Here is a 26563-nt window from a genome sequence, read left to right as displayed (position 1 = left end):
GCAACCGCCTCGTCGGCATCCTCCACGGATGCCTCAAAACCCGCACCCACTACGACGAAGCAACCGCCTGGTCACACCACGCCCAGCCTTATCCCTCTTGACATGAAACGGCATGGGATGTCTGACCTGCACCAGCCACTCGTTCGGGCAGCCCTCCTGTCATTCCAAGCCCTGTCGATGGCCATGGTTGGCGAAGGGTCGACAATGGCAGGCGGCGTAGCCCCCCTCGTCCGCGTGGTCGCGCTCGCGGTGAACTTATGGGGCACGGCCTGGTCGCTCAAGAATCACGCGGGGAGTCGGGCGGCCCCACCACAGGACAGTTCTGTGCCATCAGGCGGCGGCGAGGACCTGTTGGGAGCGGTGGAGGAAGCTGCTGACCGGTGGAGGAAGCTGCTGACCTTCGGCTCCTTGGACCAGGGCTGGAGTTCGCGGTTGAGGGCGCGGAGGTAGTCGTGGGCTCGGGTGGAGCGGACCCGGCCGAGGATGTTGACGGCTCGATCGCCCATGTCGAGGCCGAGATCGAGTTTGTTGGCTTTGAGGTGGGCGGAGGCGACGACCGCGGCGCGGATACCGACGGCCCGGGTGAAAACCCCAGGCGGCATGACTGCGGCCTGGGCGTCCAGCGCAGCGCGGCCGCGGGTTTGCCGAGGTCGCGGTGGCTTTCGGTGGCATCGGCGCTGATCCGTGCGTGGGTGAGGTAGGCGATCCACTCGGGTCGCGGGTGCCCGGGCGGTCCTGGAGGTGCTGGACGGTTCGTCAATCACTGAGGTCGCCCTGCGGTACCGGGTTTCCCGGCAGTCGGTCTACACGTGGAAAGCGAAGTACGCCGCCGGTGGCATCGAGGGCCTGCGGGAGGCTTCGCGTCGGCCGAAGACCAGCCCGACCGGGCTGCCGGCCGTCGAACGGGTGGGTGACCTTCCGGCCCACCAGGCGCTCGAAGTCGACCGAACCGTGGACGCGAACGGCTGGATCATCTTCGATAGGCAACGCGTGAAGATCGGCGCCGAACTCGCCAACAAGCGGATCACCGTCCGCCTCGACGGCCAGCTCCTGCACGCGGTCCACGACGGAGCCCGGGTCAAGACGCTGCCCTCACCGTTCACCGCAGACGAGCGCCCCAAAGTGCTCGGCGCCCGCGCTGCGGCAACCCAGCTGCCACCACTCCCGGCTGCCGTCAGCGTCGAGCGGAAGGTCCCCCGCGACGGCGTTGTCATGGTGGCCCGCCAGCGACTGCGGGTCGGTCGCACCTACACCAACCGGATCGTCACCATCTACGTCGAGGACACCCACTTCCGCGTCACCTACGAGGGCGCCGAGCTGTCGCTTCACGCGCGCAAGGACGACCATCCCGTGAAGCGCTGGAAGGCCAAGATCCATACACCCAGGCTCTGGCCAGGCCAAAAATTGGCTCGGCGCGCAAGCCGAGGTGCTCTAGGTTGACCGCCATGAGCGCGTCGAGGCGAAGCTATCGGTATGTCGGGCCCGAGCACCTGAGGGCAGCCGTTCAGCCGGGGGACGGTGGGACCGCCATCCGAACGGCAGCCGAGTTCACGTTCTGGGCAGCGGCCCGGAACGGGGAAGAACTGGCTGAGCCCTTCACCTTCGTCGTCGCCATGGACGGCGTCCTTCGCCTTGCCCCGCGCCGAAGCGAGCACGTGTCCTGCGCAGGAGGCAAGCAGGTGCTCAGCGCAGGTGAGATGGCCTTCCACAGCGAGGCCGGACGATGGGCGGCCGAGGAGACCAGCAACCAGTCGACCGGCTACTGCCCCGATGCGGCCTCATGGCCAGCCGTGGCGCACGCGCTTGACCAAGTCGGCCTGGAGCACCCGGACCGCTTCACGCACGAGGTGGTCTTCCGCCGCTGTCCGGACTGCCAGGAGCACAACATCGTCCGAGAGGGCTACTTCGTCTGCGTCTTCTGCGACGCGGACCTGCCCCAGCTGTGGAACGTCGACCCAGACCCTGAGGACCCAGAGCCTTCCTGATACCCGTCTCTGCCATTCCTGCGGCTGCGTCCAGCGAGTCCTGAGCCTGTCAAGGATCTGATGAGTCAGAAGTGTCAACAGACTCCTGAGACCTCACACCACAGGGACAGCCCGGACAGGCGGCAGAGCTCATGACACGACTCGTCGGAGGCATGGAGTAGTACGTCGAACGCCGTCGTCGCTGGAAGCCGCATCGGCGTTCTTCTTCACCGGGATGAGCCTGCCTCGTTCGACCCTGAGCAATCGCGCGTCTTTTGCCATCTGCACGACGTCCTGCAGATGCGGCAGGTGACGGCTTGTCTGGACACACCTGACATCCCCACCAGGCGCATGCTGCGTATCCGGCGTGCCCAGCAGTTGCACCATGACGCTGGCATCGGCGATTCGCAGTTCGCCGGTAGTGGTCAGACTTCGGCCAGCTCCAACCCAGCGAACGAGCGATCGGACCTCGGAAATCATCATGGGAGTATCGGCGGCCGTACCTACCAGCGTACGAGTCCCGAATCAGCCCCATCGGGCTTCGGTCTACCGCTCGTCAATCCGGGGGAACCTCGGCAAGTTCGCTGCCGGACCGGCGGAACACCGCTACGAGCCCACCGGGCACTTGATGCACCTGGTGGGCTATCAGGCCAGGGAAGCGATGCGGTCGAGGACTTCGACTGCGTCGCGGTTTCGACGGTGTCGGGCTAGGTGGCCTGCGAGGTCGTGAAGGTGATCGCTACTTCGTCCGGACTGCAGGTCGGCCGCTAGGTCGAGTGCTTGGTGGGCGGTGGCGCAGGCGGTGTCGATCTCCCGCTGCTGGAGTTGGGCGGTTGCTATTCGGGAGGGGTACAGCACGTGCGTGCGGACGTATTCGGGGCCGAAGGCGGCGTCGGCGTCGGCGAACTTTCCGCTCGCGGCTGCGGGATCGCCGAGGTCGAGCATGCAGGATCCGGTGAGCATGTCGATTTCGGGGTGGGTGACCCAGTATGTCCAGGACGGGTCCTCGGCGCTAGGTGTACTGACCCGTGAGGTTGGGGACGCGGCTGGCGGGTGGCTGGCCTTTGAGCGCGGTGTGTCCGCGGTGGTGATTGTAGGTGTGCAGCCAGGCGGGGTATGCGTCGCGTCGCTCGGCCTCGGTCCGGTAGGGCTGGGCGTAAGCCCATTCGTCCAGCAGGGTCCGGTTGAAGCGTTCGACCTTCCCGTTGGTCTGGGGCCGGTAGGGGCGGGTCCGCTTATGTGAAATACCGCTCTCGGCGAGGAAGTTGCGCCATGCATGCGACGTGTAGCAGGCGCCGTTGTCGGTCAGGACGCGTTCGACATTGATCCCGGCCTGGGCGAAGAACGCGTGGGCGCGCTGCCAGAAGCCGACGGCGGTTTCCTTCTTCTCGTCGGCGAGGATCTCGCTGTAGGCGAGGCGGGAGTGGTCGTCGACGGCGTTGTGGAGGTAGCTGTAGCCGGCGCCGGAGCGGGTCTTGCGGCCGGCCTGGCGGCCCAGGTTCTTGTGTCCGCCGCCGTCGGGGATGTTGCCGAGCATCTTAATGTCGACGTAGACCAGGTCGCCGGGTCGTTCGTGTTCGTAGCGGCGGATCGCCCGGCCGGTGGCGCGGTCCAGGTGTGCCAGGCGGGCGAGGCGGTAGCGGCTCAGGACCCGGTAGAGGTGGCGGGGTTGAGCCCGAGGAGGTAGGCGATGCGGGCCGGTCCCCACCGGCGCAGGACACGGACCTTGATGATCCGCCGCTCGGTGCGGGTCGGGGTCCGGCGTGGGCTGTGGTGCGGGCGCGAGGACCGGTTCCCGCATGCCCGCCTCGCCCATCTCGCGGTAGCGGCCGGCCCACCGCTGGGCGGTCGTGGGCGAGACCTGGAAGCGTTCGGCGGCCCGGCGCAGCGGCCAGCCGCCCTCCACGACGCAGCGGGCCAGACGCAGGCGTCCGGTCTCGGTCAGGGGTGCATTACGGTGGGGCATGAGGGCCTTCTGATCGTTCCGTGTAGATGTCGCAATCCACACCGAACCCGGAAGGCCCTCACTCGTACAAGATCACCCAGCCGTGATCGCTGTCACCAACCTCCATGGACAGAACAGCTAGGGCCCTTGTTGAGGTGGTCTTCGGCGGGGTTGAGGGCGCGTAGCAACCGGGTGCGTCGTGGGCTTTGGCCAGGGCGCGGGCTTGGCGGGCGCAGAGCATGGCGTCGACGAGGGGTGTGGAGCGGCTGCGGACGGCGGTCTGGGCGGTGCGGACCATGGCGTCGGCGTCGAGGGGGTTGCGATTGGGTGACACGGGACAGTGACCGTCACGAAATGTGGACCACAGCCTCGATTTTCCCCAGCCCTGCTCGCATTCCACACTTGGTTGCTGACTCAACAAGAGTGATCATGTCGGGATGACTCAACCTGGCCCGTCCCGGCAGCCACTCCAGCCCGATCCCGAGCTGTACCCCGATGTTGCTGCCACGGGGAGTCTCCGTGCAGCCCTCGCCCAGTGCGCCGCCGAAAACAACCTGAACGTCGGTGAGGTTCGGTCCGCGTCTGACGGTTCGTCGCTCATCCACGCATGGATCACCAGCCGCAACCCACGACTGGACCGATTCAGCGTAGACCTCGGGTCCGCGGATCGAGTGTTCCTTATCGCCGCCTGGGGGCAAGGTGTGAATCTCACCAGCGGCTCCACCAGCGACCTCGCTGAGCTCGCCGAAGCGGCTGCGGCCTGGCACGCAGGCGTCACACTGGCCGAACTGCATACCGCGGCACCGTTCCTGCAAGTCAGCGACCTCGCTTCGGCCCACGAACGCGGCCCTGAGCATGCCGTGGCAGAGAAGTGGAGTCGCTTCCTGACACCGGACCCGTACGAGGACCTGGAAATGCTCTATGCAGCCCACGCCGAGCCCCGACTGAGGTCGCTCTTCCCCTTCACCAGCCACGGGGCCCTGATGTCCAGCAGATGCACCGGGTTCCCGTTCTCCCCGGATGTCTCGGCGATCTACCCGCTCGGTGACCGCCGCTATGCGGTCCATCACCGCGGCGAGCCATTCTCGCGCGAACCCAACTACACGGCCCAGGAAGCCGCAGCGGTGGTCGTCGCTCGCATGCCACAGACCTGGGGGCCGGCGGTCGCAGGGACCCAGCACGACCTGCGTGACCGTGAAAGCCAGTGACCCTGAAAGGGCGCCCCCGCCGAACGCTGCAGACTGGGGAATCAATACGAGCAGGTCTGTCCACCCCCTGAGCCGGGGGTGGGGAATTTCAAGGTTCTGACCGCGATTCCGTGAAGGATCTTGGAGTTCTTCGGCCCAGTGCGGCCCGTCCGGAGCCGCCTGGTTGGATGAACGCATGACGGATTGGTCGACACTCACCGACGCGTGCGGTTCGGCAGAGCACGTGACTGCTCTCTTGGACCGGTTCGAGGCCGATCCGAGCGGTGTGTGGTCCGAGCTGATGGACCACCTGTGTCCGCAGCTGGACACCGCCTTCGCCGCCAGCTTTGCAGCGCTTCCGCGCTTGGCCGAGATCGCGACCGCGGGCAGCCCGGAGACCCTGGGCGAGGTGCTGCTGGCGGCGGGAGCCATCGCTTCCTGTTCGCCCGGGTTGTCCGATCCCAACAGCCCTCTGATGGTCTTCTCGGCTCCGATTGCAGTTCTGCATGACCTCACCGATCGCCGCCTGAGCCAGACGGCTGGGGCCGACGAATACGTGAACCTGCTGCAGGCCCTGCTCTCCTTCGAGGGCGTCGAGATCTGGGACCGCTCCCTGGATGGCCTGCAGACCGGAGAGTACGAGGTCGACTGCCCCTACTGCGGCATCAACATGTTCGTCGTCATCGGACAGGACGACTCATTCTGCTGCACCGACGACTACGCACTGCGACAAGTGCAGAAGTCACCTCTCCAACCGGCGCGAACGCAGCAGCTGGAAGGGCTGCCGCGGAGGCTGTTCACGCGGGCCTTGGCAGACGGTCAGGAGAGCCTGGCGGATGGCGTCCGTTACCTGTTCGGGCGGGCCGCATGCCCGGACTGCGAGACCGACTTCTCGGTGGCCGAGCGGGTGGTGGCCTGCTGGATTCCGTGACCGGGCCCGAGGCTATGTGCGGGCGAGGATTCGGGTCCGTAGTAGTCGGAAGCCGGCCCGTCCGTACATGGCTCGCTTGATCGTTTTCACGCGATTGACATGGCCTTCGACCCTGCCGGAGCTCCATTCGTGGGTGAGGCCGCCGGTGACAGCGTCGAGGTCCTGGCGGAGGAACGCGGCGAACTTGGCGACCGGGAGAACGTCGGACCGTTCAGCCTGGCGGATCCAGGCAGGCAGCAGCTGGCCTCGGCGGTTGCGGACGAGGTCAGTGAAGACCCGGGCGAGGTCACATGCCCGCGCGATGTCCGGGCACGCGAGGCGGGCCTGGTCGAGGTGCTCGACCTCCTGGGTGCTGAGGAGCTCGCGGTTGCGCATGATCCAGGAGGTGATCCGGCGCGGGCTTGGGATATCCGCTGGTGCGGCCGGAGCTGTGCCGGCTTTCAGGGTTCGCAGGTAGGGCGTGAGTGTTGAGTAGCCGCCGCGGAATCCCCGTTCGCGGATCTGCTGGAACAGCGTGCGGCCGTTGGTGATGCCAGCGGCGTACTGCTGCTGCAGGAATGGTTTGAAGGCGTCCAGCTTCTCAGGGCGGCGGTCGCGGGCGCTGTCGAGGAGGTGGTCGAGGCCGGTGTCGCGGTAGCGGCGGACCGTCTTGCGGTCGAGGCCGAGGCGGCGTGCGATGTCACTGAGCGGATGGCCGACCGCGACCATGCGCGCGACCTCGGCGTGGTGCTGGAGAACACGCTGCACAATCCGCGTGGGCGGCAGTGCGTCCACCAGTGGCATCTGGGTCAGGCGGTCACCTCCCCTTTCCGCGTACTTCTTCAGGCACGGCCGGTGCTGATGGCAGGTCTTCTCAACCGCGCCGGAGAGGTTCTGGAGCAGGTGCCAGCGGTCCGCGATCTCCATCGCGTCCGGCGCGGCTTCCTTGATCGCCTTCGTGTAAGCGCTGGCACGGTCGCGGCAGATGATCTCCGCTCCGGGGTGGGCGGTCAGCCAAGCAGCGAACGTCTCCGAAGTACGGTGGGGCAGGACGTCGACCACCTGCCCGGCCTCGACGTCGACCAGGATGGTGCCGTACCTGCGCCCGCGGCGGAAGGCGAACTCGTCCACCCCGAGGACCCGCGGTGCCCGCCCCGGCGCCGGAGGCTCCTCCAGCAGTCCCACCAGGCGGGTACGGCCCGCCGCCAGGTTCAGCTTGCGGCAGAGCCGCTCGCCGGCCCGGCCGCCGAGCTCGACGGCCACCGTCGTCAGCCACTCCTTCAGCCCGAGGCTGGAGCGGCGGTACCGTTCGGTCAGTCGGCCGACCTGCTCGACGAACGTCCTGCGGGCGCACGATTTTCGATCGCAGGAGAAGCGCCGTACCCGCAGACGCACGATCAACTTATGCCCGCCCAAAGGCCGCTCGGACAGATTGCGGCGGTAGGTCGAGTGCACTCTGCGCCCCCGCCATCGGCAGTCCGGGCAAGCTGGTGGTCGTCCGCACGCCGCTGCATCGACGAACAGCATCGCGGGCTTCCCCTGGTCCCAGGACCTGCCCTCGATCTTCCCCCTCGATGGTGAACGGTTTCACGTGCTACGACTGCACGAACCACAAGGCTCCGGGCGGGAGCGGATCGGCGGAGCCTTCACTGCCCAGGAGGCCGTCGAAATCGCTGCCGCACACCTTCCGGCCGGCTGGGGTCCCGCCGTGGACGGCAAGCCCGACATCCTCGAACCGCTCAGCTGACAGCCCTCCGGACTTGACGGATCTGATTCCACAGAACGCCCTGGAACCGGGTACGCGTCTTCTGCCGCTGGCGTGATCACGGCCTGGTCGGGGAGTTCCACGACCGGTTACGCGGGCAGGTCCGCACCCGTGCGGGCCGGGACACCGAACCGACGGCCGGGGTGATCGACTCGCAGTCGGTCAAGGCGGACGCGGTCGTCGGATTCGACAGTCGGGGCTTCGACGGCGTGAAGTTGATCAACGGCCATTATCTTGAGCCGGCTCGACGATCAGCATTCTGAGCTGTGGCTTTGCGATGTGGACAATGACCGCGACGCGACGGGCGGATCGTCTTCGCGGGTGCGGAAATATCGTCGATCGGCGTGTCGCGGGCAGCGCTGCTGACAGTCATCGGGGTTCTGGATCGATGGTTGCTCCAACGGAATGGTGCCGGAGGCGGCTGGCGATGAGTTCCACCTCGACCAGCGTTCCGATCAGCCCGGTCGTGCTGAGCTGGTCTGCCGTGGATCGGGCTTGCGCCAGTGTCAGCGCGTGGACTTCTCGCAGAGCGCGCAGGACGGACACCGGACTGGCCACGGGCTCTGTCAGTCGAAGTCGGGCAGCCCCGTGTTCGGCCAACAGGGCCTGGCGGATCGCCTCGGGAGTCTCGCCGCCGCTGTCCTGCTCGGACCAGGCGACGGGGCAGGACAGGCACCACCCCTCGGTTCCCCACCACAGCTGATCACGGTCGATGAACTGGCCGGTGTCGCGGATCAGCACGCCGCCGCAGGCTTCGCACCGTGCTGTGATCTTCACGCCCTGGGTGATCACCGAGCTCCTGTCATCCGATCTCCCCGAGGATGCTCTCGCAACACTTCCCTTCCGTCGACCTCGTATTCCCGCCGTGGGCCTATGCGGCCGCGCGAGCGAGCGGTTGTGGCGCCGACGCGGCGGCTCTTCAGCAGGGGCCGAGCGTCCTTGGAACTGCAGCCTTCGCGGCGGCACCGCGAGTGCCTCGGACCTCGGCAGCACGTTGTTCGCCAAGAGCCAGAGCAAGGGCTTCCCTGAGCTTATGGTTCTCCGCTTCCAGCTGCCGTTTGCGTGCGGTGGCGGCTTCCAGACGGTGAAGCAGGGAGGCGTCGGAGGCGCGTTGCCGCTCGGGGACCGGCCTGGATGCGGGGGCTGTGCGGTGTCGGGCTCGGAGGCGTTCGATCTCGGCTCTGATGTCCGGCTGGTTGTAGAGCCAGGACCTGGAGACCTTGGCCTCGCGGGCGACGGTCTCGAAGGTGATCTTGGAGCCGGTGGTGTCCATGCGCCGCAGTGCCCTGGTGGCGCGTTGCCGGGTGCTGCTGCGCGACGTGCTGCGGCGGCGGTGATCAGGCGGGTGTTGTCAGCTCGCATCGTCGGTCTCCTCGCCTGTCCCGGGTCCTCCTGCATCAGTTCGATCACGCGATCGAGGTTGTCGGCAACCTGCTGGTTCATCTCCGCGACGCGGGTGTGTCCGCAACGCGTGGCGTTGTCGATCGGCGTCAGGGTCCTGGTGCGCTGGTCGCGGAGCTCGGGCAGGAACTCGGGGCCGGTGACGAAGACCGGGCAGTTCAGGCAGGCGTTGGCGTGCGGGCAGGTCTTCTGGACGGGCAGCCCGCAGTAGCCGTTGGGCAGCGTCTGGGTGGCGATGCCGTAGCTCGTCTTGGCCCACTGGGCCTGGCCAAGCGGCCCGTCGGCCGGCCCGTCGGCGTCCAGTGCGACGCGTTCGCCCTTGATGTTGACCTTCATCGCCTCCTCCCAGCGCCGCCGCACCGTCTGATCGGTGATCCGCGCGTAGTGGGCCGTCATCTGGGACGACTCGTGGTCCAGGAGGACCCGGACCACTTCCTGCGGGACGTCGCGGTTGATCAGTCGGCAGGCGAACGTGTGCCTTGTGTCCGCAGAGACCGTGTGCGGATGAACTCGTGTGGCGATTGAGCAGGTCGCTCTTCGAGACACCGTTCGCGACGCTGATCGTCGAGCGTGTTGCATTCCGTGAGATCTCCTGTGGTGCGTATCACTTGCCTATGGTGCTCGTCGGGCAGCGTTGTCAGTGGGGGCTGGGATCGTGCCTCCATGAGTGAGCGGGTTGAGCATGTGGATGAGCATGACCGGGTGCTGGGAGTCGTCGACCGGGATGAGGCGGTGCGTGAGAACTGGCCGCATCGCATCGCAACGACGATCTGTCGTGATCGCGAGGGGCGGATCTTGGTGCTGCGACGGGCCGAGACGTTGTCCCGGTTCCCGGGCTACTACGACGTGATGGTCGGCGGCGCCGTGGACGTGGGTGAGTCGTATGAGCAGGCGGCCGTTCGCGAGCTGACTGAAGAGCTGGGGGTTCGTGTGCCGGTGCGGTTCCTGTTCAAGTTCCTTTGCCGGGCAGGGATTAGCCCCATCTGGTTCGGGGTGCATGAGGCCGTCGTGTCGGAGGCTCTGGTGCCGGACCCGGTTGAGATCGAGTGGCAGGACTGGATGACAGTGGACGAACTGCGTGAAGTCGCTGATGAATGGCTCTTCGTGCCGGGAGGGCGGGAGGCTTTGCGCCGATATCTGGAGTCCGGATTCGGCAGCGGTGCGGGCGGGCCAGCGGCCGGATGATCGGCGATGAGGGTCGCCGCGGTTCAGGGCAAGCATCAGCTGCAGGAGCCGATGACGGCGGTTCGCGGCGTTGGAAGGCGCCGGACCTTGGATTCCCCGGCGGTAGCTTCGCGGAGCCGGACGACTTCCGGACGGGCGGCGCTACGGCCCCGCGTTGGTGCCGGGCGCGACCGATGAGGACGTGCTGGGCATCGGAACCTCTGACCCGGCCTGGTTCGACCGGCTGTGGCTGCGGGGCATCGGCATCGTCGTCGAACCGGCATCATTGCGGTGCAGTGGGAGGTACAGAGTGAAGGCCGACCCAGCGTTCAACTCGCTGACCACATGAATCTCTCCGCCAAGGAGCCGGGAGACCTCTCGGCTGAGCGTGAGACCCAAGCCCGTGCCCCCGTACATCCTGCTCGTGATGCCATCGACCTGCTTGAAGGCCTCGAAGATCACATGCAGATCGCTCGCCGCGATTCCGATCCCGGTGTCGGTGACAGAGAAGGCGATCAGTTCCGCGCTCGGGTGGCTCAGGGAGCCGGCCTCCAGCAGTTGTTCCCGGATGTCCGACGGCACGTCGGCTCCGGCTGCCCTGATCACAAGCTCTACTGCTCCGGCCGGGGTGAACTTCACCGCGTTCGACAGAAGGTTGCGCAGTACCTGCAGTAGCCGCCGTTCGTCCGCGTACAGGGCAACCGGCAGATCAGGGGACACCCGTACGGAGAAGGTCAGGCCCTTCTCCATGGTCAAGGGGCGGAAAACGGACTGGAGGTATTCGACCAGCCGATCGAGCGCGATCCGGGTCGGGTGGATATCCATCTGTCCTGTCTCCAAGCGAGACTGGTCCATGATGTCGTCGACCAATTGCCGCAGATCACAGCCTGCCCCATGAATAGTCTCTGCGAACTCGACATCCTTGGGCGTAAGGTTCCCGTTCGGATTCTCGGCGAGCATCTTGGCCAGGATCACAAGAGAGTTGAGTGGTGTTCGCAGCTCATGCGACATGGTCGCCACGAATTCTGTTTTGTGTCGCATGGATACCTTCAGCTGTTCGGCTCGCTCCATTAGCACTTGTCTGGCTTCGTCTATCTCCATGTTTCTGTGTTCAATTTCCCGATTCTGGCGCGCCAGTTCTTCGGCTTTTTCTTCCAATTCTGCGTTGGAGGCTTGAAGGGCTTCCTGTCGCATCATCAATTCTGCCGAACTCATGCGAAGCTGTTCGGTGAGTTCCTGAGACTCTGTCAGTAGCCGCCGAGTCTGCTGTTGTTCGGAAATCACCGAAATGCTGTTCTCGATGAGGCCGGTAACGTTCTGCGGAATATCCGTTCGCCGTTCCCCCATCCAGCGCTGCGCCTCTGCTACCCGGGTAGCAGACAAGAGATCACCTTCCGTGGCACGCTCTTCCACCACAGCCAGCCACTGCTGGAAATCGGCATCCTCATCGACCCAGTCGGCCAGTCTCCGCCATTCCCGGATCAGAGCTTCATGCGCGATCTCCGCAGTGTCGGGGCCACCGGGGCCGATCACCACGAGGCGCTGCTCGGGGGCGGCGAGAAGCTGAGCAACGTGCCAGTCCGCGTCAAGGTGGGACCGCTGTACGGTGACACGCACGGCGCTTGACGCGCCGCCCCGAGCCCTCACCATGGAGAGCAGGACGCGACGGATGCGGGATTCCTCCACCTGCTCCGACAACTGCTCGTACGCCTTCTCGGCGTGGCGGTTGAGTGCCCCCGCCACTCCTCCCAGGCCGTAGTAGCTGTCGAAGCTGATGCGTCGCCCTTCTTGGAGCGGCCACAGCTCAGTGAGCGCGAACTCCAGGAGGGGCAGGCTTCCCGCAGCTCTGCTGGCCTCGTTGGCGATGACTGCGGCCAGGCCGGGTGTGAAGCTGACTCCCGTCAGTTCTGCGGGCTCGACGATCACGCGGGTCAAGGCGGTTTCGTCCAGCGGCGACACATTGAGCTGCCTGTCTTGGAGGCGCGGTCCCATATCTGGCATGCACAGGAGATCGGGCAGGAAGTCGGCGCGCAGCGTGCATACGAGCCGTACGTTCTCATTCTGCGGTGTGTCGGGCGGCGGAAACATCTGCTGCAGAAATTCCAACGGCTTCTCGCTGCCAGGGCCACCGTTGAGGATTTCCTCGAACTGGTCGCCGATCACCGTGATACGCCGGTTGGTCAAAAGGGAGACTTTGCCCGCAGTGGCCCAGAACCCCTCCTCCCTCAGCGAGCGCGTGCGCTGCTCCAGACGTTCAAGAGAGTGCCCAGCCTCAGGTTGCTCAAGGTCGAGCAGCGCCCGGGCCACGGCCGCATAGGGGGATGGGCCGGGGCGAAAGGACGCCACGGCCCATCCCTCCTGCGCGAGGGCCGGCTGCAGGCCCGCGGCCACCAGCGAGGACTTGCCTACTCCCGAAGGGCCCGCCACTACGACGAGCGGCTGTACACGCACCATGTCGCGCAGGCGTCGAACTTCACGTTCTCGCCCTACGAAGTACCCCGCCTGGGCATCAACGGCCGTGAAGGTCTGCAACCCCCGGTATGGGCAGGGCGGTAGTACTCGGCGCTCCAGCGCCGTCGGCCACGCTGCCACGATCTCCGATAGCGGTACGGCGTATGCGTCCCCAGTGGCGCCGCCGCGGCTTGCGATGGCCAGCATCCCGACAACGGCATCCCCCCAACGATCCTGCGTGATCACCGGCGCCCCGCTGTAACCGGGCTGCGCTCGGAGCGCCGACTCGCTGCCGGAATCCAGCTGGAGCAATCCGCCGCCGACGGAGCCCCGCAGGATGCAGGAACTCCAGGCCCCGTTGGCTTCTCGGGATGGGGCACTGGGGTAACCGAACACGGAGACCTGGCCGTCGCCGAAGACACCCGCTCTGGCATCGAGAAGCCGAGCGGCCCCAGCCCCTACGGGAACGGTGTCGCCGCCGACGATGACCAGCCCGGCCACGTCACGCCCTTGCGCGCCTCCGCCTGCTGGCGGGTCCCAGGCGTCAACCCGACAGTTGCGTACCGGGCCGCCTTCGGTGTCGCCGAGCAGCACGAATTCCACTTGTACTCGCGCTCCGACGGCCGGGCGGCTTCGGTCGTCCTTCTCCCGTCTGAGCGCCGCGTTGACCACATGGGCACACGTAACCACCTGGTTCGGTCCCACCATGAAACCAATGCCGACGGGCCCCTCAGAGGCAGCAGCGCGGACCTTGACGATGAACCCCTCGCGTCGCACTCCCACGGTCAGGGACGTGTCCAGACCAGGCGCACCGCGAAGTTGACCTCGGCTGTTCCCTTGGCAATCACCACGCCCGTCTCGCCGCCCATCTTGAGACCGAACTCAATCTCCGCCTCCTGCGGCCTCAGCTCCCGGACCATGTCGGCGACCTTCGATAGTGCCGGCTTCACCTGGTCCAGTGCTTCTTGGAGGGAGACCTTCGCACGGGCAACGAGGTCTCCGCCTGCCGCTAACTCCAGGTCCGAGCTCGTTACGTCGCTGGCCACCTCGAACACCGCCGTCTCCCCGGCACCGTTCTCCAACGGGATGGCGTACAAGTGCTCCATAGGATCTCCCCCAACACCCACCTCGCTGGACGTTCCAGCGCGATTCGCAATCGTCCCCATTCTTGAACGGGGACCTTGCCGTCTGCAGGAGAACCAGTGATCTCAAGTGCGGTGGTGCTACAACATCCTTCGCTGACCGGGCCGCCGGTGGCGTAGACCGCTGGCGCCCTCGCTGTGCTCGCGTCGGCCGCCACCATTATCGGCACCAGCTCGCACAGATGACCGGCCGCGAACCGGCCCGCGGCCACTGTGACCGTACGCGTGATGGCCATCACCGGGGCCGGCAGGACATGATGAAACGGCAACGGTGCTCCTCAAGTACAAGCTGTCTTGGGCGACTGCCTGTACCAACGAGCTCCCTTGTTCTGCGTCGGAAATCCTTCAACTGGCTTGCGTGACCTGCGAAAACGTTAACTACCCGGCCTTGGTTCAAGGCCCGTTCCAGTGCACGAACTCGGGTTCCCCGCGCAGGCTGAACGGCGGGCCGGCATGTCCACGCAGCAGGAGCAACACGGTCAGGGCCCAGATACCGACGCCATAGAGCCAGTGCGGGCCGAGTTCCGGAGTGAAGTCGGCGAGGGCGAGCGGGCAGTAAGCCGCGCCCAGCAGACCGGACCCGACCAGTAGGCAGGCCGGTTTGGGCGGCATGCCAGCCCTCCGTAGACTAAGCGGCCCAACTCCGGATAGGAGCGGGCCGGCCAGGGAGTGAGCGCCCACACCACGTGCTGTGTGCCGACCGCGGTCAGGGCCACCGCGGCGATCATGGTCGTGCCGTCACGCCACATCGGCGTGCTCCTTGCCCTGGCGGGCCGTCACCAGGGCCAAGACGCCGATCGCGATCAGCAGCCACGCGCCGGACGCGGGCTCCAGCAGTGCGATCGGTATCCCGAGCCCCAGCAGGATCCATCCGGTCTCGACGGGTACCTTCCCGGTGCGCATCACGGATGTGCGGGTGAGGATGCCGGGGCCGAAGAGGGCTATTCCGCCGATCATGAACCAGAGGGTCGCCACACGGGTGTCGTTGCCCGCGCCCACGGTGTTCCATAGGCCGTCGGAGAAGATGCCCCGCCACCTCGAGTTGGCTGCGGCCCCCACCATGTGGACGATGGCGCCAGCGAGAATCAGGCGGGGAACCCAACGCGCGAGCCGCGCGGACTCGGGTATGCGGGGAGTCGAACGGGCCGAGGTGCTCATTTCGGTGTGATCCTCTCTACAGTGCCAGGGGCTGGGCGGCTGCCCGCGTTGGTCATGCTGCGGACCACCAGGTGATGGAAGGGACGGATGAGATTGAAGTAGAGCGGACCGGTCCAGCGGCGGTAGCGCACGATCGTGACCCCCTCGAACCTGGTGCGACCACCTGCCGACGGCCCAGCGAGGACAGCGAGATACCCGATCAGATGCGTGTCGGCTGACTCCAGGACGATGAACCGGTCCTCGGCGGCGGCGCTGACGGTGAAGAACGCGACCTTGTCGCCCGGTGTGAAGGAGATATCCTCGGGTCGCAACGGCACGCCGGCCGGGACGCCCGGTTCACGCAGCCGCAGCAGCCGGGCGACGACCGCCCTGCCGCGAAACAGGGTCCTCATCCAGGCGGGCCGTCGCCCCATGGCCACTGCGAGGAACCGCGAAGAGTGGACTCGCACTCGGCTGCCTTCACGTCGACGTGGTCGGCGTCGGCGAGCAGAGACGCCAGCTCGGGCACGGTGCCAATGAGGCTCACGGCGCACTCTCCTCGATGGCCGAGGCGTACGAGGTGGGCCGATTCAGCAGAGCGAGCATCGCCTCGTACAGGCCGCGCAGCCGCGCGCCCGGAAGCGGGGGCATCAGGTGCGCCGCCCCAATCCACATCACGTACAGAAGCGTGGCCATCTGTTCCGGCTGGGGGTGCCCGGCCTCATGGCAGAGATCGCGCAGATAGGCGATCCGAGTCGCGTCCACGCGTCCCTGGACCGAAGCCGCTTCAGGGTCCTGTTTCGCCCAGGCCCGCATGGCGATCTCCAGATCCGGACCGGTGTCCTTGATCGCCTCCACGACGAGTCGGCCCAGCCGCTCCCGCGCGGACAGCTCGGCGAGCGCCTGCACCGCATCGATGATCGCCGTGGTGTGTTCAGCCTCGAAGTGGGAGAGCAAGTCGCGCCGCTGATGGTTCCGGGCATGACGCTGCCGGCGGCCCACTGTCACCGGGATGCTCACCGGCGCGGGTCTGTCCCGCCTCTGGCCGCACCGCCGCGAGCACGCCTTCTTCGAGGAAATCGGAGCGGTTGTGCGTGCATGGGAAGTTGCGACGGCGTCGCTCCAAGACCGCGGTTTGCAACAAGGTTGAGTTGATGTGCGGCGATCGTGAGTTCGCGTTGACGGTCTTCCCGACGTCGTAGCGGGGCGCCCGGTGAGGGTTCGAGGATCCGGTGAACGTCCGGTGCCCGTGCCGTTGGATGAACACGGGTCGGGAGAGCAGGCGGGCGCGGATGTTCCTGAACCTCGACGGAACCAAGCCGGGGTCTGCTGCTCCGCCTTGACCGGTTCTCCCAGGGACGCCGGAGGGTCTCCCGCGACTGGCCAGGCGTGCTGGAGCTGGGTGCGTCGGACATCCGATACACATTCTCCCCCGTATGGGGAACAGGTCATCCTGCGTGCTGATGTGCGACGACCTGCGCCTCAGCACGATGAAACGCATGCTGAAGATCGACGCGCTGCCCCAGGTTCCGCGTTGGGCTGTCCTCGCCGCCCACGCCGTACCCCTCGTTACCCTGCCGTCCGGCCTGTGGCGAATCGCCCAGGTTGCCGGGCTCCCGGTGGCCGAGCAGTCGGGCCGGAACGGCCGCGAGGTGGTGTTGGCCGTCTCGCTGACCGTGATATCCGAAGGCCTCGCCCTGCTCGCACTCGGGTTGGTGCGACCTTGGGGCGAGATCGCACCCCGCTGGCTCCCGCTCATCGGCGCGCGGCGAGTGCGTACGCTCGCGGCAGTGGTCCCAGCGCTGCTCGGGGCGGCGGCGCTGTGCACGATAGGAGGCTGGTTCGCCTGCTCCCAGGCGGCAGGCCTGATTGCGCGCGTCACGCAGACGCCAGCCCAGCAAGTGCTCCTCGTGGCTTGCTACTCTCCGCTGCTGGCCTGGGGGCCCCTCCTGGCGGCCACGACGATCGCGTACTACCGGCGCAGGACGGCCGTGCTGTAGGGGTCCACGGGGTACGGCGGCTCGTCGGCCATCGCAGGGGGAGTGGTCCCCAAAAGCCCTACGACAAGGGACAGTGGCAACAGTGCGAGGCTGAGGTTTTGCACCACGCGCGATGCCCTTCCCGGACGGATTGTCCGGGGCTCTACTTTTCTCACGGTGACTCATCTCACTGACCGGCAGTCAATTGCTGCCAGGGGCCGTGCGTCGGCGCCGCAACCGCCTTCGCTGACCTGCTCCACGACTATTTGCGGGTGCTGGGCCCCGCCGTTGTAGTGGGGGCCACCGAGGTGTCGGGCTGACGGTAGGCAGCGATCGTGCCCTCCACGTCGCCGTGCTCCTCACGTATTTCGGCCGAACGCTGCGCGGCGTGTCCGTGGTCCTCGGGCTCCGCGTACGCGAGCAGTTCCTCGATCCGGTTGTGCGTGGCCGGCGGATCGGCGACCTGGTAGCGACTGTTGACAGAGGTGACGTGCCGGGTACGCAGCAGGGCGATCGCGTCATTGGTGCGGTCCTGGCGTTCCCGGATCGTGGTAAGCAGGGCGAGCGCAGTGTCGGCGTCGAGGCCGCGGCCGCACCACAGCGTGTCGCATCGGTGGTCGGTCGGGATCCAGGTGGTCAGCAGCGAGGCGGCGAGGAACCGGTCTTCGACGACGGGGCACAGCAGCTCGAATGCCTCGGCGCCACGGTCGTGGCGGGCGAGCAGGCGCCCCACGAAGGCGAGGGCCATCCGGTCGCCGGCCTGCGCGCACGAGAGTAGACGGCGCTGGGGTCGGGCCTGATTCCGTACGCCTCGCTGAAAGCCGCGGTTGGTAGGCGGCTACCAACGGCCGCCTGCCCGCGAGCCACCTTCGAGCCTCCCTCGGCGAATGCCGGAGCGGCGTTGCATGCGCATGGCCTTCCCCGTCTTCGCCCGCGGCGTCATCCCGATCCCGGGCGCCAAGTCGGCCGCCCAGCCCCTCGGCATCCCGGTCCGCTGCGGCGGTGTGGATGTACACCCAGGCGACGTCGTCGTCGCGGACGAGGAGGTCATGGTCGTCGTACCGGCCGCCCGCCGGGACGAGAACCTGGGCGTCGCCCGGGCGAAGCTCGCCAAGGAGGCCGGGGAGTTCCTCGACGTGGGGGAGGCGGCCCACCGAGCCCGTATCGAGAAGGCCATCGGAGGGCGGATGGACATGCCGCGCCAGGACGACTGATCGGTAGACGCCGTATTCGACTTCCGTTCACCTGTCCGTTCCCGGTGAGACGCGCGCTGCGAGCAGGCTGCTTCGGCACGGTCGAATTCACCGAGGAGACAGATGAAAAGAAGGTCGTTTGCAGCCGTGGGCCTGGCCCTGGCGCTCAGCGCGATATCGGCCACCGCCATGACGGCGAACGCGACCGCCTCCGGGGCCGGGGCCGGGGCCCGTGCGCCGTTCACGCTCGCCGTGTACGGCGACGCCCCGTACGGCACCTCGCCGACCGACACCTCCGAGTTCGACGCGACGCCGGCGTTCATCGCCAACGTCAACGCCGACCCGGACGTCGGCACCGTGATCCATGTCGGCGACATCCACTCCGGCAAGCAGTACTGCACCGCCGCTTACGATCAGTCCGTCGCCGCGCTGTGGAAGACCTTCGCGGATCCGATGGTCTACACCCCCGGCGACAACGAGTGGGCCGACTGTCACAAGGCCAAGGAGGGCGGCGGCACGTACAACCCGCTCACCGGGAAGATCGACTACGTGCTCGATCCGGCCACCGGCCATTCAGTGGCCTACGCTTCCGGCAACCCGGCCGCGAACCTGGATCTGGTCCGCAAGACGTTCTTCCCCAAGCCTGGCCACACCCTCGGCAGCGGGACGCTGCGCGTCCTGTCGCAGGCGCAGCTGCCGAACTGGGCGCACCCCGAGGACGCCAAGTACGTGGAGAACGTGCTCTGGGTCAAAAACGGCACCCTGTTCGTGACGGTCAACGTGCCCGGCGGCTCCAACAACGACGCTGACCCCTGGTACGGCGCGCCGACGGCCTCACGGCAGCAGCTCGACGAGGCCGCCCAGCGCACCGCGGCCGACCTGCGCTGGCTGGACACCGCATTCGCACTCGCCAAGGCCGGCGGCATGTCCAGCGTCGTCGTCACCACCCAGGCCGACATGTGGGACGTTGACGGCAAGACGGCCGACCACGTGGCGAACTACGAGCCGGTCGTCTCCAGTCTCGCCAGGCACACCGCCGCCTTCGGCAAGCCGGTGCTCCTGCTCGTCGGCGACTCGCACGTCTACCGCTCGGACAACCCGCTCACCCAGGGTGCGCCTTGCACGGGTGACGAGGACGTCTGCGCGTACGACGCATGGAACAGCCACCCCGGCTACGCCGTCCCGAACTTCCACCGCATCGTCGTGCACGGAAGCACCACACCCCTGGAATGGCTGAAGCTGACCGTCACCCCAGGAGCCCACAACCCGACGACGTCCACCTCGTTCGGCCCGTTCACCTGGACCCGCATCACCGAGAGCTGAACAGCAAGCCCGGAGCTGAACAGCAAGACCAGCGGCGGCCCGAGGATTACCTCGGGCCGTCACTGCCATGAGGAGTCAAGCGGCGCGAGCCGGGCGTAGAGCCCGTACGCTGTGGGCCACACCACGCTGACACTGTTCCCGATGCACAGGGTTGCCATGTGCTCGGGCAAGGCATCGGGTACGAGCAGCGTCATGCCGTACGCGTCGAAGAGCCGTCGGATATCCAGGAGCGTTGAGAGGCAGCTTCGGATCGACAGCGTCTACGAGGGCGACTCCTACCGCAGCATCGAGCTGTTCGATCCAGACGGACAGCGTCGCAGCGAGGTGAAGACCAGCCTGGACCGCGTCGCCCGGCTGATCGAGGGAGATACCCATGGCCGCCGTGAAGCGCTCCGTCTCCTCACGGAAACGGGCGACTTCACTACGAGCCGCGATCTCACGGGCCTTCCGCCCTACAGGGTCTTCGCCATCCGGCGCGATGGGGAGCAGTTCGATCAACAAAGGATCGCTATCCATGGCGCCACCGAGGGCAGCAGGATCCAGGTGACGCTGCCCCGGGGTACGGACTGAACCGGACCGACAGTCACCCGGCCGTGCGCCTCATCGTGCTGATCCCCGACCGCCGGGACTGAGGCGTGCAAGGCGCTGGATGGAGGAGGTGGTTGTCTCCCAATGCAGGGGGGCCGCACGCCAGAAGCTGGAGTTCTGGTGCGACCCGACGCCAACGGATTTAGCACTCGTTCCGGGATGAAACACCGGGAGAAAACGACCTCGAAGAGGGAGCGTCCCGAAGCGGCGGAAACCTCGAGGGGCTGAGTACCGGGGCGGGACCCGCCGGCGGACCGGCCGTAGTAGTGATGACGTCCCTGTAATGGGGGCGGAGCGAAGGGGCCGGGTCATCCGTGGCTGTGTTCGTTCGATCAACCAGGTGTTCCCTGGGAGGAGTCGCATGGGCGAGCTGAAGTTGGCAGAAAAGCCGTTACCCCGGGTACACCGGACCAGGCGTCCGGCACCTGACCAGGAACGAAATCCGGTCCCGAGGACGGCCGGCGTTCATGGCGGGGCTCCTGGCCTACGGGTTGGCATACGGCGGCGACCGCTACTGCTCGGTGGGGCCGAGGTCCGGGGTCGGGCGCAGCTCGACGGTACGGGGGCGGTGGGCGGCGTGCAGTTCGAGCACGACGATCTCGTTGGCGCCTGCCCGCAGCACCGGCTTCGGCACGTACAGCGACCCCTGTGGGCCGCGCGACCAGTAGCGGCCCAGGGCGAAACCGTTGACCCAGGCGTTGCCCTTCCTCCAGCCGCGCAGGTGGAGGAAGGTGTCGGCAGGCTCGGCGAGGTCGACGGTGCCGCGGTGGAAGGTGGGCCCGGTCGGCGTCGTGGTGGTGTTGGTGAACGGCAGCTGCGTCAGGGAGGTCAGCGGCAGGGGCCGGCTGCACCACCCGGTCAGTGCGGATCCGTCCAGGAGGATGGCGCCGAGCAGGCCTTTGCGGTCGTGGATGCCCGGCCCGTAGTTGACTCGCCCCTGGTTCTCCACCAACACGCTCAGTACGGTGCCCGCGCGCGGCACGGTGAAGGCGATGGCCCGCTCGTGGTTCTCGCGCTCCAGCACCCCGATGGGCAGGCCGTCGAGGAACACCTGGGCGCGGTCGCGCACCTGCTCCACTTCCAGCAGCACCGGCCCTGCCGCGGGCAGCGCGGTCTCGTACAGTACGAATCCGAAGTCCTGCCCGAGCTCCTCCATCGTCAGTGGCCGCTCGGACGCCACCGCGTCACCCAGGTCGGCAGCGCACGCGAGCAGGGAGGCGCTGTCGGTGAGCGCGATGGTGTGGGGGGCGAGTTTGGCCCCGGGGTGGGGGACGGGCTCGGCGGGCACCGGCGCGTACTTGGCGAGGACCCGGCGGAACGCGGTGAATTTCTCGGTGGGGTCACCGGCCTCGTCCAGCGGTGCGTCGTAGTCGTAGGAGGTGATGGTCGGCCGGTAGGTGTGTTTGTCGTTGGCGCCGTTGGTGAAGCCGAAGTTGGTGCCGCCGTGGAACATGTAGAAGTTCACCGAGGCCCCGGTCGCGAGCAGTTCGTCCAGCTCCTGGGCGGCCTGTGCCGGGTCGCGGATGACGTGGTGGGCGCCCCAGCGGTCGAACCAGCCGTTCCAGAACTCGGCGCACAGCAGCGGGCCGGCCGGCTGGTGTGCGCGCAGGGCGGCCAGGCTCTGCGCCGAGCGGCTGCCGAAATTGGCTGTCGCGAGCACGCCCGGCAGGGCGCCCCGCTCCAGGTCGGCGGGCTGGTCACAGGTGAACAGCGGCACGTCGACACCGCACCGGCGGAGCGTGGCGGCTAGGTGCTCCAGATAGGCGGTGTCGTCGCCGTAGGCCCCGTACTCGTTCTCCACCTGCACCGCCAGCACCGGGCCGCCGCGGGTGGCGAGGTAGGGCTGCAGGGGGGTGAGGAGCTGGGCGAGGTAGCGGTCCAGCGCGGACAGGAACCGGGGGTCCCGGCTGCGCAGGGCGATGTCCTGCTCGGCCAGCAGCCAGGACGGCAGGCCGCCGCCCTCCCACTCGGCGCAGATGTACGGGCCCGGCCTGAGCAGTACGTGCAGCCCCTCGGCCGCGGCCAGGTCGAGGAAGGCCGGCAGGTCCAGTTCGCCGTCCATCCGGAAGGAGTCCGGGCGCGGCTCGTGCAGGTTCCACGGCACGTACGTCTCGACGGTGTTGAGGCCCATCAGGCGGGCCTTGTGCAGCCGGTCCGCCCACTGCGCGGGGTGGACGCGGAAGTAGTGCAGTCCTCCGGACAGGATTTGGAAGGGTGCGCCGTCGAGCCGAAACCCGTTGTCGTCGAAGTCAAGAACGGGCATGTGCGAGTGCTCCTGTGCTGTAGGGGGAGTGTGGGGTGGGGCGATGTCGGCTTCGAAGAGGCGGGTGGGCCGGCCAGCCGCGCGGAGGGCTCCCGCGCGGCCGGCCTGGTACCCGTACGCGCCGGCGATCTGTTACGCCGCCGAACTGCTGGGCCGGTGAACTGCTAGAGGGTCTGCCACTTCTGGTTGTCGCCCGCCCAGCAGTCGTAGAGCTGGCCTTTGGCGGTGGTCTGGTCCAGGTCGAGGCAGCGGCCCGACTGGACGCCGCGGATCGTGCCGTCCGAGGAGAACGTCCACTTCTGGTTCGCGCCGCCGTTGCAGTCGTAGATGCCGACCGCGCTGCCGTTGGCCGTCGCCTGGCCGCCGACGTCCAGGCACTTCTCGCCGTTGTAGACGGTGAGCTGTCCCGACGGCGTCCTGGTCCACTTCTGGTTGTCGCCGCCGTTGCAGGTCCACGCCATGACCTGGGTGCTGTTGGTATGGGTGGCGCCGGGGACGTCGAGGCAGCGGTTGGTGCCGCTGAGGCTGTGCAGGGCGCCCGTGTGCGCGCCGGGATCCAGGCCCCAGGCGTACTTGAGCCGGTCGATGCCGCTGATGTTGCGGACGCCCAGCGACAGGTTGGTGCCGCTGCCCTGAAGGGCGAACAGGGAGTAGTAGTCGTAGGTGGGCCGCTCGTTGTGCGGGCCGCCGAGGGCAGGCCAGTAGACCGCGCCCACGCCGAGGGCGCGGACGGTGTCGGTGTCGGCACGCAGGTAGCGGATGAAGTTGTCGGTGCTGGTGGTGGTGTTGTAGTTCAGGCCGTCGTCCATCGGCGCGCCGAACTCGTCCAGGACGGTGCGTGAGGCGCAGGAGCCGATGCCGTCCTTGAAGTGGGCGACCCATTGGTCGTAGGTCTTGGCGGCGCTCATGAAGGCGTAGTGGTGGTAGGAGAGGTAGGTCCCGTCCAGGCGGCTGTCGCCGCACACGGGCTTGACGTCACCGTTGTAGCCGACACCGCTGATGAAGATCCGGGCCCGGGGGACCGAGGGGCGGTCGGCGAGCCAGGTGGCGGCGAGGTTCGTCCACTCGGTGGCGTCGTAGCCGTGGGGTTCGTTCATCGGCTCGAAGTAGACCAGGCCGTTGGAGCCGTACTTGGCGACAACGGTGTTCCACATGGTGTTGAAGGCGGCCATGTCGACGATCCGGCCGTTGGAGGACGCCCCGTCCTCCCAGTAGGACAGGACGACCTTGAAGCCCTTGGCGGTCGCGGAGTCGATGGCGCCGGTGTAGGCGTTCCACCAGGCGGTGCCGACGGATTTGGTGTTGACCGGCAGGCGGACGGTGTTGGCGCTGAGGGTGGCCTTCAAGCCGTTGTAGACGGCGTCCGCCTTGGCCTTGACGGTGGCGTAGCTGTCGGTGACGTTCAGTCCTTCGAGGACGACGGGTCCGTCGACGTAGTTGTCGCCCGGGCGGGCCCAGTTCACGCCCTGGAACTGTGCGGCGGCGAACGGCGGGGTGTCGGCTGTGGCCGGGGACGCGTCGGTCAGGGCGGTGAGCGGTGCGAACAGAGCGGCGCCCAGCAGACAGGCCAGGACGCGGTGGACGGTGCGGGACGGGGAGGGGTGGGGCATGGCTTTCCCTTTCTGTGAGGCAGTACCTCGGGGCAAGCACGACGACGAGCAGGAGGAAGCGCATGGCGATGCCGGGGCGCGGTCCGGTGGGCCGGCGGGAGCGGGGCCCCGCCGCCGGTCGGGTGCACGTCGGCGGGGCGGGCACGCGCGGATGATCGCGCGCCGGGGTCTACTTGACGGTGAAGCCCTGGTCCTTGGCGTACTTGAGGGAGGCCTCCTGCCAGGCCTTCAGCCCGCTGTCCAAGGTGGTGCCGCTGACGTACGCCTTGCCGACGGTGTCGTTGAAGACGCTGTTGGCGTAGACCTGGAAGGGCAGGTAGGACCAGCCGGGGGCGACTTGGGTCGCCGACTGCGCGAGTACCTGGTTGATCTTCTGGTTGCCGAAGTACGGGTCTTGCTTGTCCAGGAAGGCGGGGGAGTTGAGCTGCTTGGTGGTGGCGGGGAACGCGCCTGCGTCGACGCGGCTCTGCGCGCCCGCGTCGACGGTGGCGTACTGCAGGAAGGCGTAGGCGAGTTTCTTGTTGGCGCTCGCCTCGGTGAGGGCCAGCGAACTGCCGCCGTTCTCGGCGGTGACCTTGGCCCCGCTCTGCCACTGCGGCATGGGCGCGACACGCCACTTGCCGGTGCCGCCCTTGACACCGGATTCGAGGGGGCCGGGCATCCAGGCGCCGGTGACGAGCGAGGCGATGCTGCCGTCGCCCAGCCCCTGGTACCAGGCGTCGCTCCAGGCGGTGACCGGGGAGAGGAGCTTGCCGCTGACGAGCTGCTGCCAGGCGGCGGTGAACTTCTTTGTGCCGGCCTCGTCGAAGTTCACGCCGACCTGGGTGCCGTCGACGGTGTAGGGCTTGCCGCCGGCCTGCCAGATCATGCTGGTGGCGAATCCGGCGTCGCCGGTGTCACTGGCGAGATACGCCTTGGGGTCGGCCGCGTGCAGCTTCTTGGCTGCGGCGAGGTACTCGTCCCACGTCGTCGGCACCGCGATCTTGTACTTGTCGAAGACCTCCTTGTTGTAGAACAGGGCCATCGGGCCGGAGTCCATCGGCAGGCCGTACACGCCCTTGGCGCCGGCCTGGACGGAGCCCCACGGGCCAGGGGTGAAAGTGGAGTTGAGCTGGTCCGCGCCGAACGCCGTGAGGTCGGCGACGGACTTGGCGAGCGTGAACTGCGGCAGCGCGTAGTACTCGATCTGCGCGAGGTCGGGGACGCCCTTGCCGGCCTTGACCGCGTTCTGCAGTGCGGTGTACTCGTCCTTGTTGGTGCCGGCGTTGACCAGCTTGACCGTGACCTTGGGGTACTTGGCCTGGAAGTCGGTGACGACCTTCTGCAGAGTCGGCTCCCAGGCCCACACCGTGATGCTGCCGCCGGTGTCCAGGGCGGCCTGGAGATCGGCGGCGGACGCGGGCTGCGCGCCGCCCGAGTCCTTGGAGTCGGAGGAGCCGCAGGCGGTCGCGGTGAGAGCGACCGACAGGGCGGCCGCGCCCAGCAGGAGGGCGCGACGGCGGGCTATCGCCATGAGGGTGTTCCTTTTCATGAGGGTGTCTTCAGACGTGGATCGGGGTGCGGGGGAGGGGGGTGAGTGGGGCCGTGCGCCGGTCAGCCCTTGACGCTTCCGGCGGCCAGGCCCGACTGCCAGTACCGCTGCAGCAGCAGGAACGCCGCGATCAGGGGCACGATGGTCAGGAGCGATCCGGTGATCACGAGGTTGAACACCACATCCCCACCGACGGTGGCGGCCTGGGCGTTCCAGCTGTTGAGGCCGAGGGTCAACGGATACCAGTCGGGGTCCTTCAGCATGATCAACGGCAGGAAGTAGTTGTTCCAGGTCGCGACCACGTTGAAGAGCAGGACGGTGACCATGCCGGGTGCCAGCATCGGCATGCTGATCGAGAAGAACGCGCGGAACTCGCCGGCACCGTCGACCCGGGCCGACTCGAGGATCTCCTTCGGGACGGCGTCAGTGGCGAAGGTCCACATCAGGTACAGGCCGAACGGCGAGATCAGCGATGGGATGATGATCGCCCACGGGGTGTCGGTCAGCCCCAGCTCGGAGAACATCAGGAACGTGGGGACCGCCAGCGCCGTGCCGGGCACCGCGACCGCTCCGATGACGGTGGCGAACACGGCCCGCTTGCCGACGAAGTCGAACTTGGCCAGCCCGTACCCGGCGAGCGTGGCGAGCAAGGTCGCGCCACCCGCACCGACCACCACGTACAGCAGGGTGTTGAGCAGCCAGCGGGTGAAGATCCCGTCGTTGTAGGTGAAGGTGTCGGCGATGTTGCCGAACAGGGCGAAGTCACCGTCGAGCCACAGGCCGAAGGAGTTGAACAGCCCCTGCTGCGTCTTGGTGGCGTTGATCGCCAGCCAGGCCAGCGGCAGCAGCGTGTAGATCAGCATGATCGCCGTCAGGGCGGTCAGGGTGGCGCTGCGCCGCTTGTGGCGTGAGGTGCTGCGGGTGGCGCGCAGGGTGAGCGGGCCGGAGCGGGTACCGGGGCGCCGTGCCGGGCGGGGTGCGTGCCGCAAGCGGGGAGTGGTGGTCGCCAT

Annotated in this window: 26 protein-coding genes and 4 pseudogenes; 10 read left to right on the top strand and 20 right to left on the bottom strand. The window is 67.5% G+C overall.

Annotated elements, in window-relative coordinates; translation table 11 throughout:
- Window positions 1-284: 284 nt before the first annotated feature.
- Complete coding sequence (locus G3I60_RS30400; protein ID WP_164292088.1) at window positions 285-602, bottom strand: hypothetical protein; 318 nt, start codon at window positions 600-602, stop codon at window positions 285-287.
- 133 nt (window positions 603-735) lie between these two features.
- Here G3I60_RS30400 and G3I60_RS46560 point away from each other — a divergent pair, with 133 nt between their 5' ends.
- Complete coding sequence (locus tag G3I60_RS46560) at window positions 736-1440, top strand: helix-turn-helix domain-containing protein (RefSeq protein ID WP_275405856.1); 705 nt, start codon at window positions 736-738, stop codon at window positions 1438-1440.
- Window positions 1441-1445: 5 nt separating this feature from the next.
- Complete coding sequence (locus G3I60_RS30390) at window positions 1446-1985, top strand: hypothetical protein (RefSeq protein ID WP_164292086.1); 540 nt, start codon at window positions 1446-1448, stop codon at window positions 1983-1985.
- 624 nt (window positions 1986-2609) lie between these two features.
- Here G3I60_RS30390 and G3I60_RS30385 read toward each other — a convergent pair.
- From G3I60_RS30385 to G3I60_RS30375, 3 genes are read right to left on the bottom strand one after another with little or no spacing between them, the layout of a single operon-like run.
- On the bottom strand, window positions 2610-2927 hold the full coding sequence (locus tag G3I60_RS30385) for a hypothetical protein (protein ID WP_203674244.1): 318 nt from the start codon (window positions 2925-2927) through the stop codon (window positions 2610-2612).
- Between the two features lie 49 nt (window positions 2928-2976).
- Window positions 2977-3930 (bottom strand): IS481 family transposase, encoded by a 954-nt coding sequence (locus tag G3I60_RS30380; RefSeq protein ID WP_239070419.1) that lies wholly within the window; start codon window positions 3928-3930, stop codon window positions 2977-2979.
- A 58-nt stretch (window positions 3931-3988) separates the two neighbouring features.
- Window positions 3989-4243: a hypothetical protein gene (locus tag G3I60_RS30375; protein ID WP_164292076.1), complete on the bottom strand. Its 255-nt coding sequence runs from the start codon at window positions 4241-4243 to the stop codon at window positions 3989-3991.
- A 367-nt stretch (window positions 4244-4610) separates the two neighbouring features.
- Between G3I60_RS30375 and G3I60_RS46555 the strand changes: the two genes are divergently transcribed.
- Window positions 4611-5117, top strand: a complete 507-nt coding sequence (locus tag G3I60_RS46555) for a DUF6193 family natural product biosynthesis protein (protein ID WP_164292085.1) — start codon at window positions 4611-4613, stop codon at window positions 5115-5117.
- A gap of 163 nt (window positions 5118-5280) precedes the next feature.
- Window positions 5281-6027: a hypothetical protein gene (locus G3I60_RS30365; protein WP_164292084.1), complete on the top strand. Its 747-nt coding sequence runs from the start codon at window positions 5281-5283 to the stop codon at window positions 6025-6027.
- Window positions 6028-6039: 12 nt separating this feature from the next.
- On the opposite strand, the gene G3I60_RS30360 is transcribed toward G3I60_RS30365, so the two are convergent.
- Window positions 6040-7533 (bottom strand): ISL3 family transposase, encoded by a 1494-nt coding sequence (locus G3I60_RS30360; RefSeq protein ID WP_164608002.1) that lies wholly within the window; start codon window positions 7531-7533, stop codon window positions 6040-6042.
- On the opposite strand from G3I60_RS30360, the gene G3I60_RS44715 reads away from it, so the two are divergent.
- The gene (locus G3I60_RS44715) at window positions 7463-7753 is read left to right on the top strand and encodes a DUF6193 family natural product biosynthesis protein (protein WP_275418085.1); all 291 of its coding nucleotides are present in this window, start codon (window positions 7463-7465) and stop codon (window positions 7751-7753) included. The genes G3I60_RS30360 and G3I60_RS44715 overlap by 71 nt on opposite strands.
- Window positions 7754-8690: 937 nt before the next feature.
- On the opposite strand, the gene G3I60_RS46550 is transcribed toward G3I60_RS44715, so the two are convergent.
- Together G3I60_RS46550 and G3I60_RS45805 are read right to left on the bottom strand one after the other, a co-directional pair.
- Window positions 8691-9044 carry a DUF6262 family protein gene (locus G3I60_RS46550; RefSeq protein ID WP_275406029.1) on the bottom strand — a complete coding sequence of 118 codons (354 nt, stop codon included), beginning with the start codon at window positions 9042-9044 and terminating at the stop codon, window positions 8691-8693.
- Window positions 9045-9547: 503 nt separating this feature from the next.
- Window positions 9548-9751: pseudogene (locus tag G3I60_RS45805) on the bottom strand (tyrosine-type recombinase/integrase); the annotation flags it as partial.
- An 84-nt stretch (window positions 9752-9835) separates the two neighbouring features.
- Here G3I60_RS45805 and G3I60_RS30340 point away from each other — a divergent pair.
- Complete coding sequence (locus G3I60_RS30340; protein ID WP_164299178.1) at window positions 9836-10357, top strand: NUDIX hydrolase; 522 nt, start codon at window positions 9836-9838, stop codon at window positions 10355-10357.
- A 261-nt stretch (window positions 10358-10618) separates the two neighbouring features.
- Here the strand turns inward: G3I60_RS30340 and G3I60_RS45800 are convergent.
- The 8 genes and pseudogenes from G3I60_RS45800 to G3I60_RS30305 form a co-directional block, all read right to left on the bottom strand.
- Window positions 10619-11641 (bottom strand): annotated as a pseudogene (locus tag G3I60_RS45800) (sensor histidine kinase); the annotation flags it as partial.
- Between the two features lie 102 nt (window positions 11642-11743).
- Window positions 11744-13495, bottom strand: a pseudogene (locus tag G3I60_RS46905) (AAA family ATPase); the annotation flags it as partial.
- 77 nt (window positions 13496-13572) lie between these two features.
- On the bottom strand, window positions 13573-13893 hold the full coding sequence (locus G3I60_RS30330) for a CU044_2847 family protein (RefSeq protein WP_164299182.1): 321 nt from the start codon (window positions 13891-13893) through the stop codon (window positions 13573-13575).
- 429 nt (window positions 13894-14322) lie between these two features.
- Window positions 14323-14541 carry a DUF3995 domain-containing protein gene (locus G3I60_RS30325; RefSeq protein ID WP_164299185.1) on the bottom strand — a complete coding sequence of 73 codons (219 nt, stop codon included), beginning with the start codon at window positions 14539-14541 and terminating at the stop codon, window positions 14323-14325.
- Window positions 14542-14667: 126 nt separating this feature from the next.
- A complete protein-coding gene (locus tag G3I60_RS30320) occupies window positions 14668-15087 on the bottom strand; it encodes a DUF6463 family protein (protein ID WP_275406028.1) in 420 nt (139 codons plus the stop codon).
- Window positions 15084-15479: a DUF2867 domain-containing protein gene (locus G3I60_RS30315; RefSeq protein WP_203674242.1), complete on the bottom strand. Its 396-nt coding sequence runs from the start codon at window positions 15477-15479 to the stop codon at window positions 15084-15086. The genes G3I60_RS30320 and G3I60_RS30315 overlap by 4 nt, the downstream gene beginning before the upstream one ends.
- A complete protein-coding gene (locus tag G3I60_RS30310; RefSeq protein ID WP_164299191.1) occupies window positions 15476-15613 on the bottom strand; it encodes a hypothetical protein in 138 nt (45 codons plus the stop codon). The genes G3I60_RS30315 and G3I60_RS30310 overlap by 4 nt, the downstream gene beginning before the upstream one ends.
- Entirely contained in the window at window positions 15610-16086 is a 477-nt protein-coding gene (locus G3I60_RS30305; RefSeq protein ID WP_164299193.1) for a hypothetical protein, read from the bottom strand. The genes G3I60_RS30310 and G3I60_RS30305 overlap by 4 nt, the downstream gene beginning before the upstream one ends.
- A 443-nt stretch (window positions 16087-16529) precedes the next feature.
- Between G3I60_RS30305 and G3I60_RS30300 the strand changes: the two genes are divergently transcribed.
- Entirely contained in the window at window positions 16530-17066 is a 537-nt protein-coding gene (locus tag G3I60_RS30300) for a hypothetical protein (protein WP_239070417.1), read from the top strand.
- Window positions 17067-17307: 241 nt separating this feature from the next.
- On the opposite strand, the gene G3I60_RS30295 is transcribed toward G3I60_RS30300, so the two are convergent.
- Window positions 17308-17793, bottom strand: coding sequence for a hypothetical protein (locus G3I60_RS30295; RefSeq protein WP_164299195.1), 486 nt, complete (start codon window positions 17791-17793; stop codon window positions 17308-17310).
- Window positions 17794-17962: 169 nt separating this feature from the next.
- On the opposite strand from G3I60_RS30295, the pseudogene G3I60_RS30290 reads away from it, so the two are divergent.
- From G3I60_RS30290 to G3I60_RS30280, 3 genes and pseudogenes are all read left to right on the top strand, one after another.
- A pseudogene (locus G3I60_RS30290) lies at window positions 17963-18259 on the top strand (RraA family protein); the annotation flags it as partial.
- 102 nt (window positions 18260-18361) lie between these two features.
- The gene (locus G3I60_RS30285; RefSeq protein WP_164299198.1) at window positions 18362-19561 is read left to right on the top strand and encodes a hypothetical protein; all 1200 of its coding nucleotides are present in this window, start codon (window positions 18362-18364) and stop codon (window positions 19559-19561) included.
- A 111-nt stretch (window positions 19562-19672) separates the two neighbouring features.
- On the top strand, window positions 19673-20131 hold the full coding sequence (locus tag G3I60_RS30280; RefSeq protein WP_164299200.1) for a DUF6042 family protein: 459 nt from the start codon (window positions 19673-19675) through the stop codon (window positions 20129-20131).
- A 529-nt stretch (window positions 20132-20660) separates the two neighbouring features.
- Here the strand turns inward: G3I60_RS30280 and G3I60_RS30275 are convergent.
- The 4 genes from G3I60_RS30275 to G3I60_RS30260 form a co-directional block, all read right to left on the bottom strand.
- Window positions 20661-22412, bottom strand: a complete 1752-nt coding sequence (locus G3I60_RS30275) for a beta-galactosidase family protein (RefSeq protein ID WP_164607999.1) — start codon at window positions 22410-22412, stop codon at window positions 20661-20663.
- Between the two features lie 164 nt (window positions 22413-22576).
- Window positions 22577-24022: a ricin-type beta-trefoil lectin domain protein gene (locus G3I60_RS30270; protein ID WP_164299204.1), complete on the bottom strand. Its 1446-nt coding sequence runs from the start codon at window positions 24020-24022 to the stop codon at window positions 22577-22579.
- A gap of 169 nt (window positions 24023-24191) precedes the next feature.
- Window positions 24192-25535, bottom strand: coding sequence for an extracellular solute-binding protein (locus G3I60_RS30265; RefSeq protein ID WP_164299206.1), 1344 nt, complete (start codon window positions 25533-25535; stop codon window positions 24192-24194).
- An 80-nt stretch (window positions 25536-25615) separates the two neighbouring features.
- Window positions 25616-26563 carry a carbohydrate ABC transporter permease gene (locus G3I60_RS30260; protein ID WP_164299208.1) on the bottom strand — a complete coding sequence of 316 codons (948 nt, stop codon included), beginning with the start codon at window positions 26561-26563 and terminating at the stop codon, window positions 25616-25618.

This window comes from Streptomyces sp. SID13666 (assembly GCF_010548325.1).
Classification (GTDB): Bacteria; Actinomycetota; Actinomycetes; order Streptomycetales; family Streptomycetaceae; genus Actinacidiphila; species Actinacidiphila fildesensis.
The sequence above is the reverse complement of the archived record's forward strand: the minus strand, read 5'-3'. Positions and strand labels throughout refer to the sequence as shown.

Coding starts and splice junctions, on each gene's coding strand:
- G3I60_RS30400 (WP_164292088.1), bottom strand. CDS start 602: ATGCCGCCTGGGGTTTTCACCCGGGCCGTCGGTATCCGCGCCGCGGTC.
- G3I60_RS30390 (WP_164292086.1), top strand. CDS start 1,446: ATGAGCGCGTCGAGGCGAAGCTATCGGTATGTCGGGCCCGAGCACCTG.
- G3I60_RS30385 (WP_203674244.1), bottom strand. CDS start 2,927: ATGCTCACCGGATCCTGCATGCTCGACCTCGGCGATCCCGCAGCCGCG.
- G3I60_RS30380 (WP_239070419.1), bottom strand. CDS start 3,930: ATGCCCCACCGTAATGCACCCCTGACCGAGACCGGACGCCTGCGTCTG.
- G3I60_RS30360 (WP_164608002.1), bottom strand. CDS start 7,533: ATGCTGTTCGTCGATGCAGCGGCGTGCGGACGACCACCAGCTTGCCCG.
- G3I60_RS46550 (WP_275406029.1), bottom strand. CDS start 9,044: ATGGACACCACCGGCTCCAAGATCACCTTCGAGACCGTCGCCCGCGAG.
- G3I60_RS30340 (WP_164299178.1), top strand. CDS start 9,836: ATGAGTGAGCGGGTTGAGCATGTGGATGAGCATGACCGGGTGCTGGGA.
- G3I60_RS30330 (WP_164299182.1), bottom strand. CDS start 13,893: ATGGAGCACTTGTACGCCATCCCGTTGGAGAACGGTGCCGGGGAGACG.
- G3I60_RS30325 (WP_164299185.1), bottom strand. CDS start 14,541: ATGCCGCCCAAACCGGCCTGCCTACTGGTCGGGTCCGGTCTGCTGGGC.
- G3I60_RS30320 (WP_275406028.1), bottom strand. CDS start 15,087: ATGAGCACCTCGGCCCGTTCGACTCCCCGCATACCCGAGTCCGCGCGG.
- G3I60_RS30315 (WP_203674242.1), bottom strand. CDS start 15,479: ATGAGGACCCTGTTTCGCGGCAGGGCGGTCGTCGCCCGGCTGCTGCGG.
- G3I60_RS30300 (WP_239070417.1), top strand. CDS start 16,530: ATGTGCGACGACCTGCGCCTCAGCACGATGAAACGCATGCTGAAGATC.
- G3I60_RS30295 (WP_164299195.1), bottom strand. CDS start 17,793: ATGGCCCTCGCCTTCGTGGGGCGCCTGCTCGCCCGCCACGACCGTGGC.
- G3I60_RS30285 (WP_164299198.1), top strand. CDS start 18,362: ATGAAAAGAAGGTCGTTTGCAGCCGTGGGCCTGGCCCTGGCGCTCAGC.
- G3I60_RS30275 (WP_164607999.1), bottom strand. CDS start 22,412: ATGCCCGTTCTTGACTTCGACGACAACGGGTTTCGGCTCGACGGCGCA.
- G3I60_RS30270 (WP_164299204.1), bottom strand. CDS start 24,022: ATGCCCCACCCCTCCCCGTCCCGCACCGTCCACCGCGTCCTGGCCTGT.
- G3I60_RS30265 (WP_164299206.1), bottom strand. CDS start 25,535: ATGGCGATAGCCCGCCGTCGCGCCCTCCTGCTGGGCGCGGCCGCCCTG.
- G3I60_RS30260 (WP_164299208.1), bottom strand. CDS start 26,563: ATGGCGACCACCACTCCCCGCTTGCGGCACGCACCCCGCCCGGCACGG.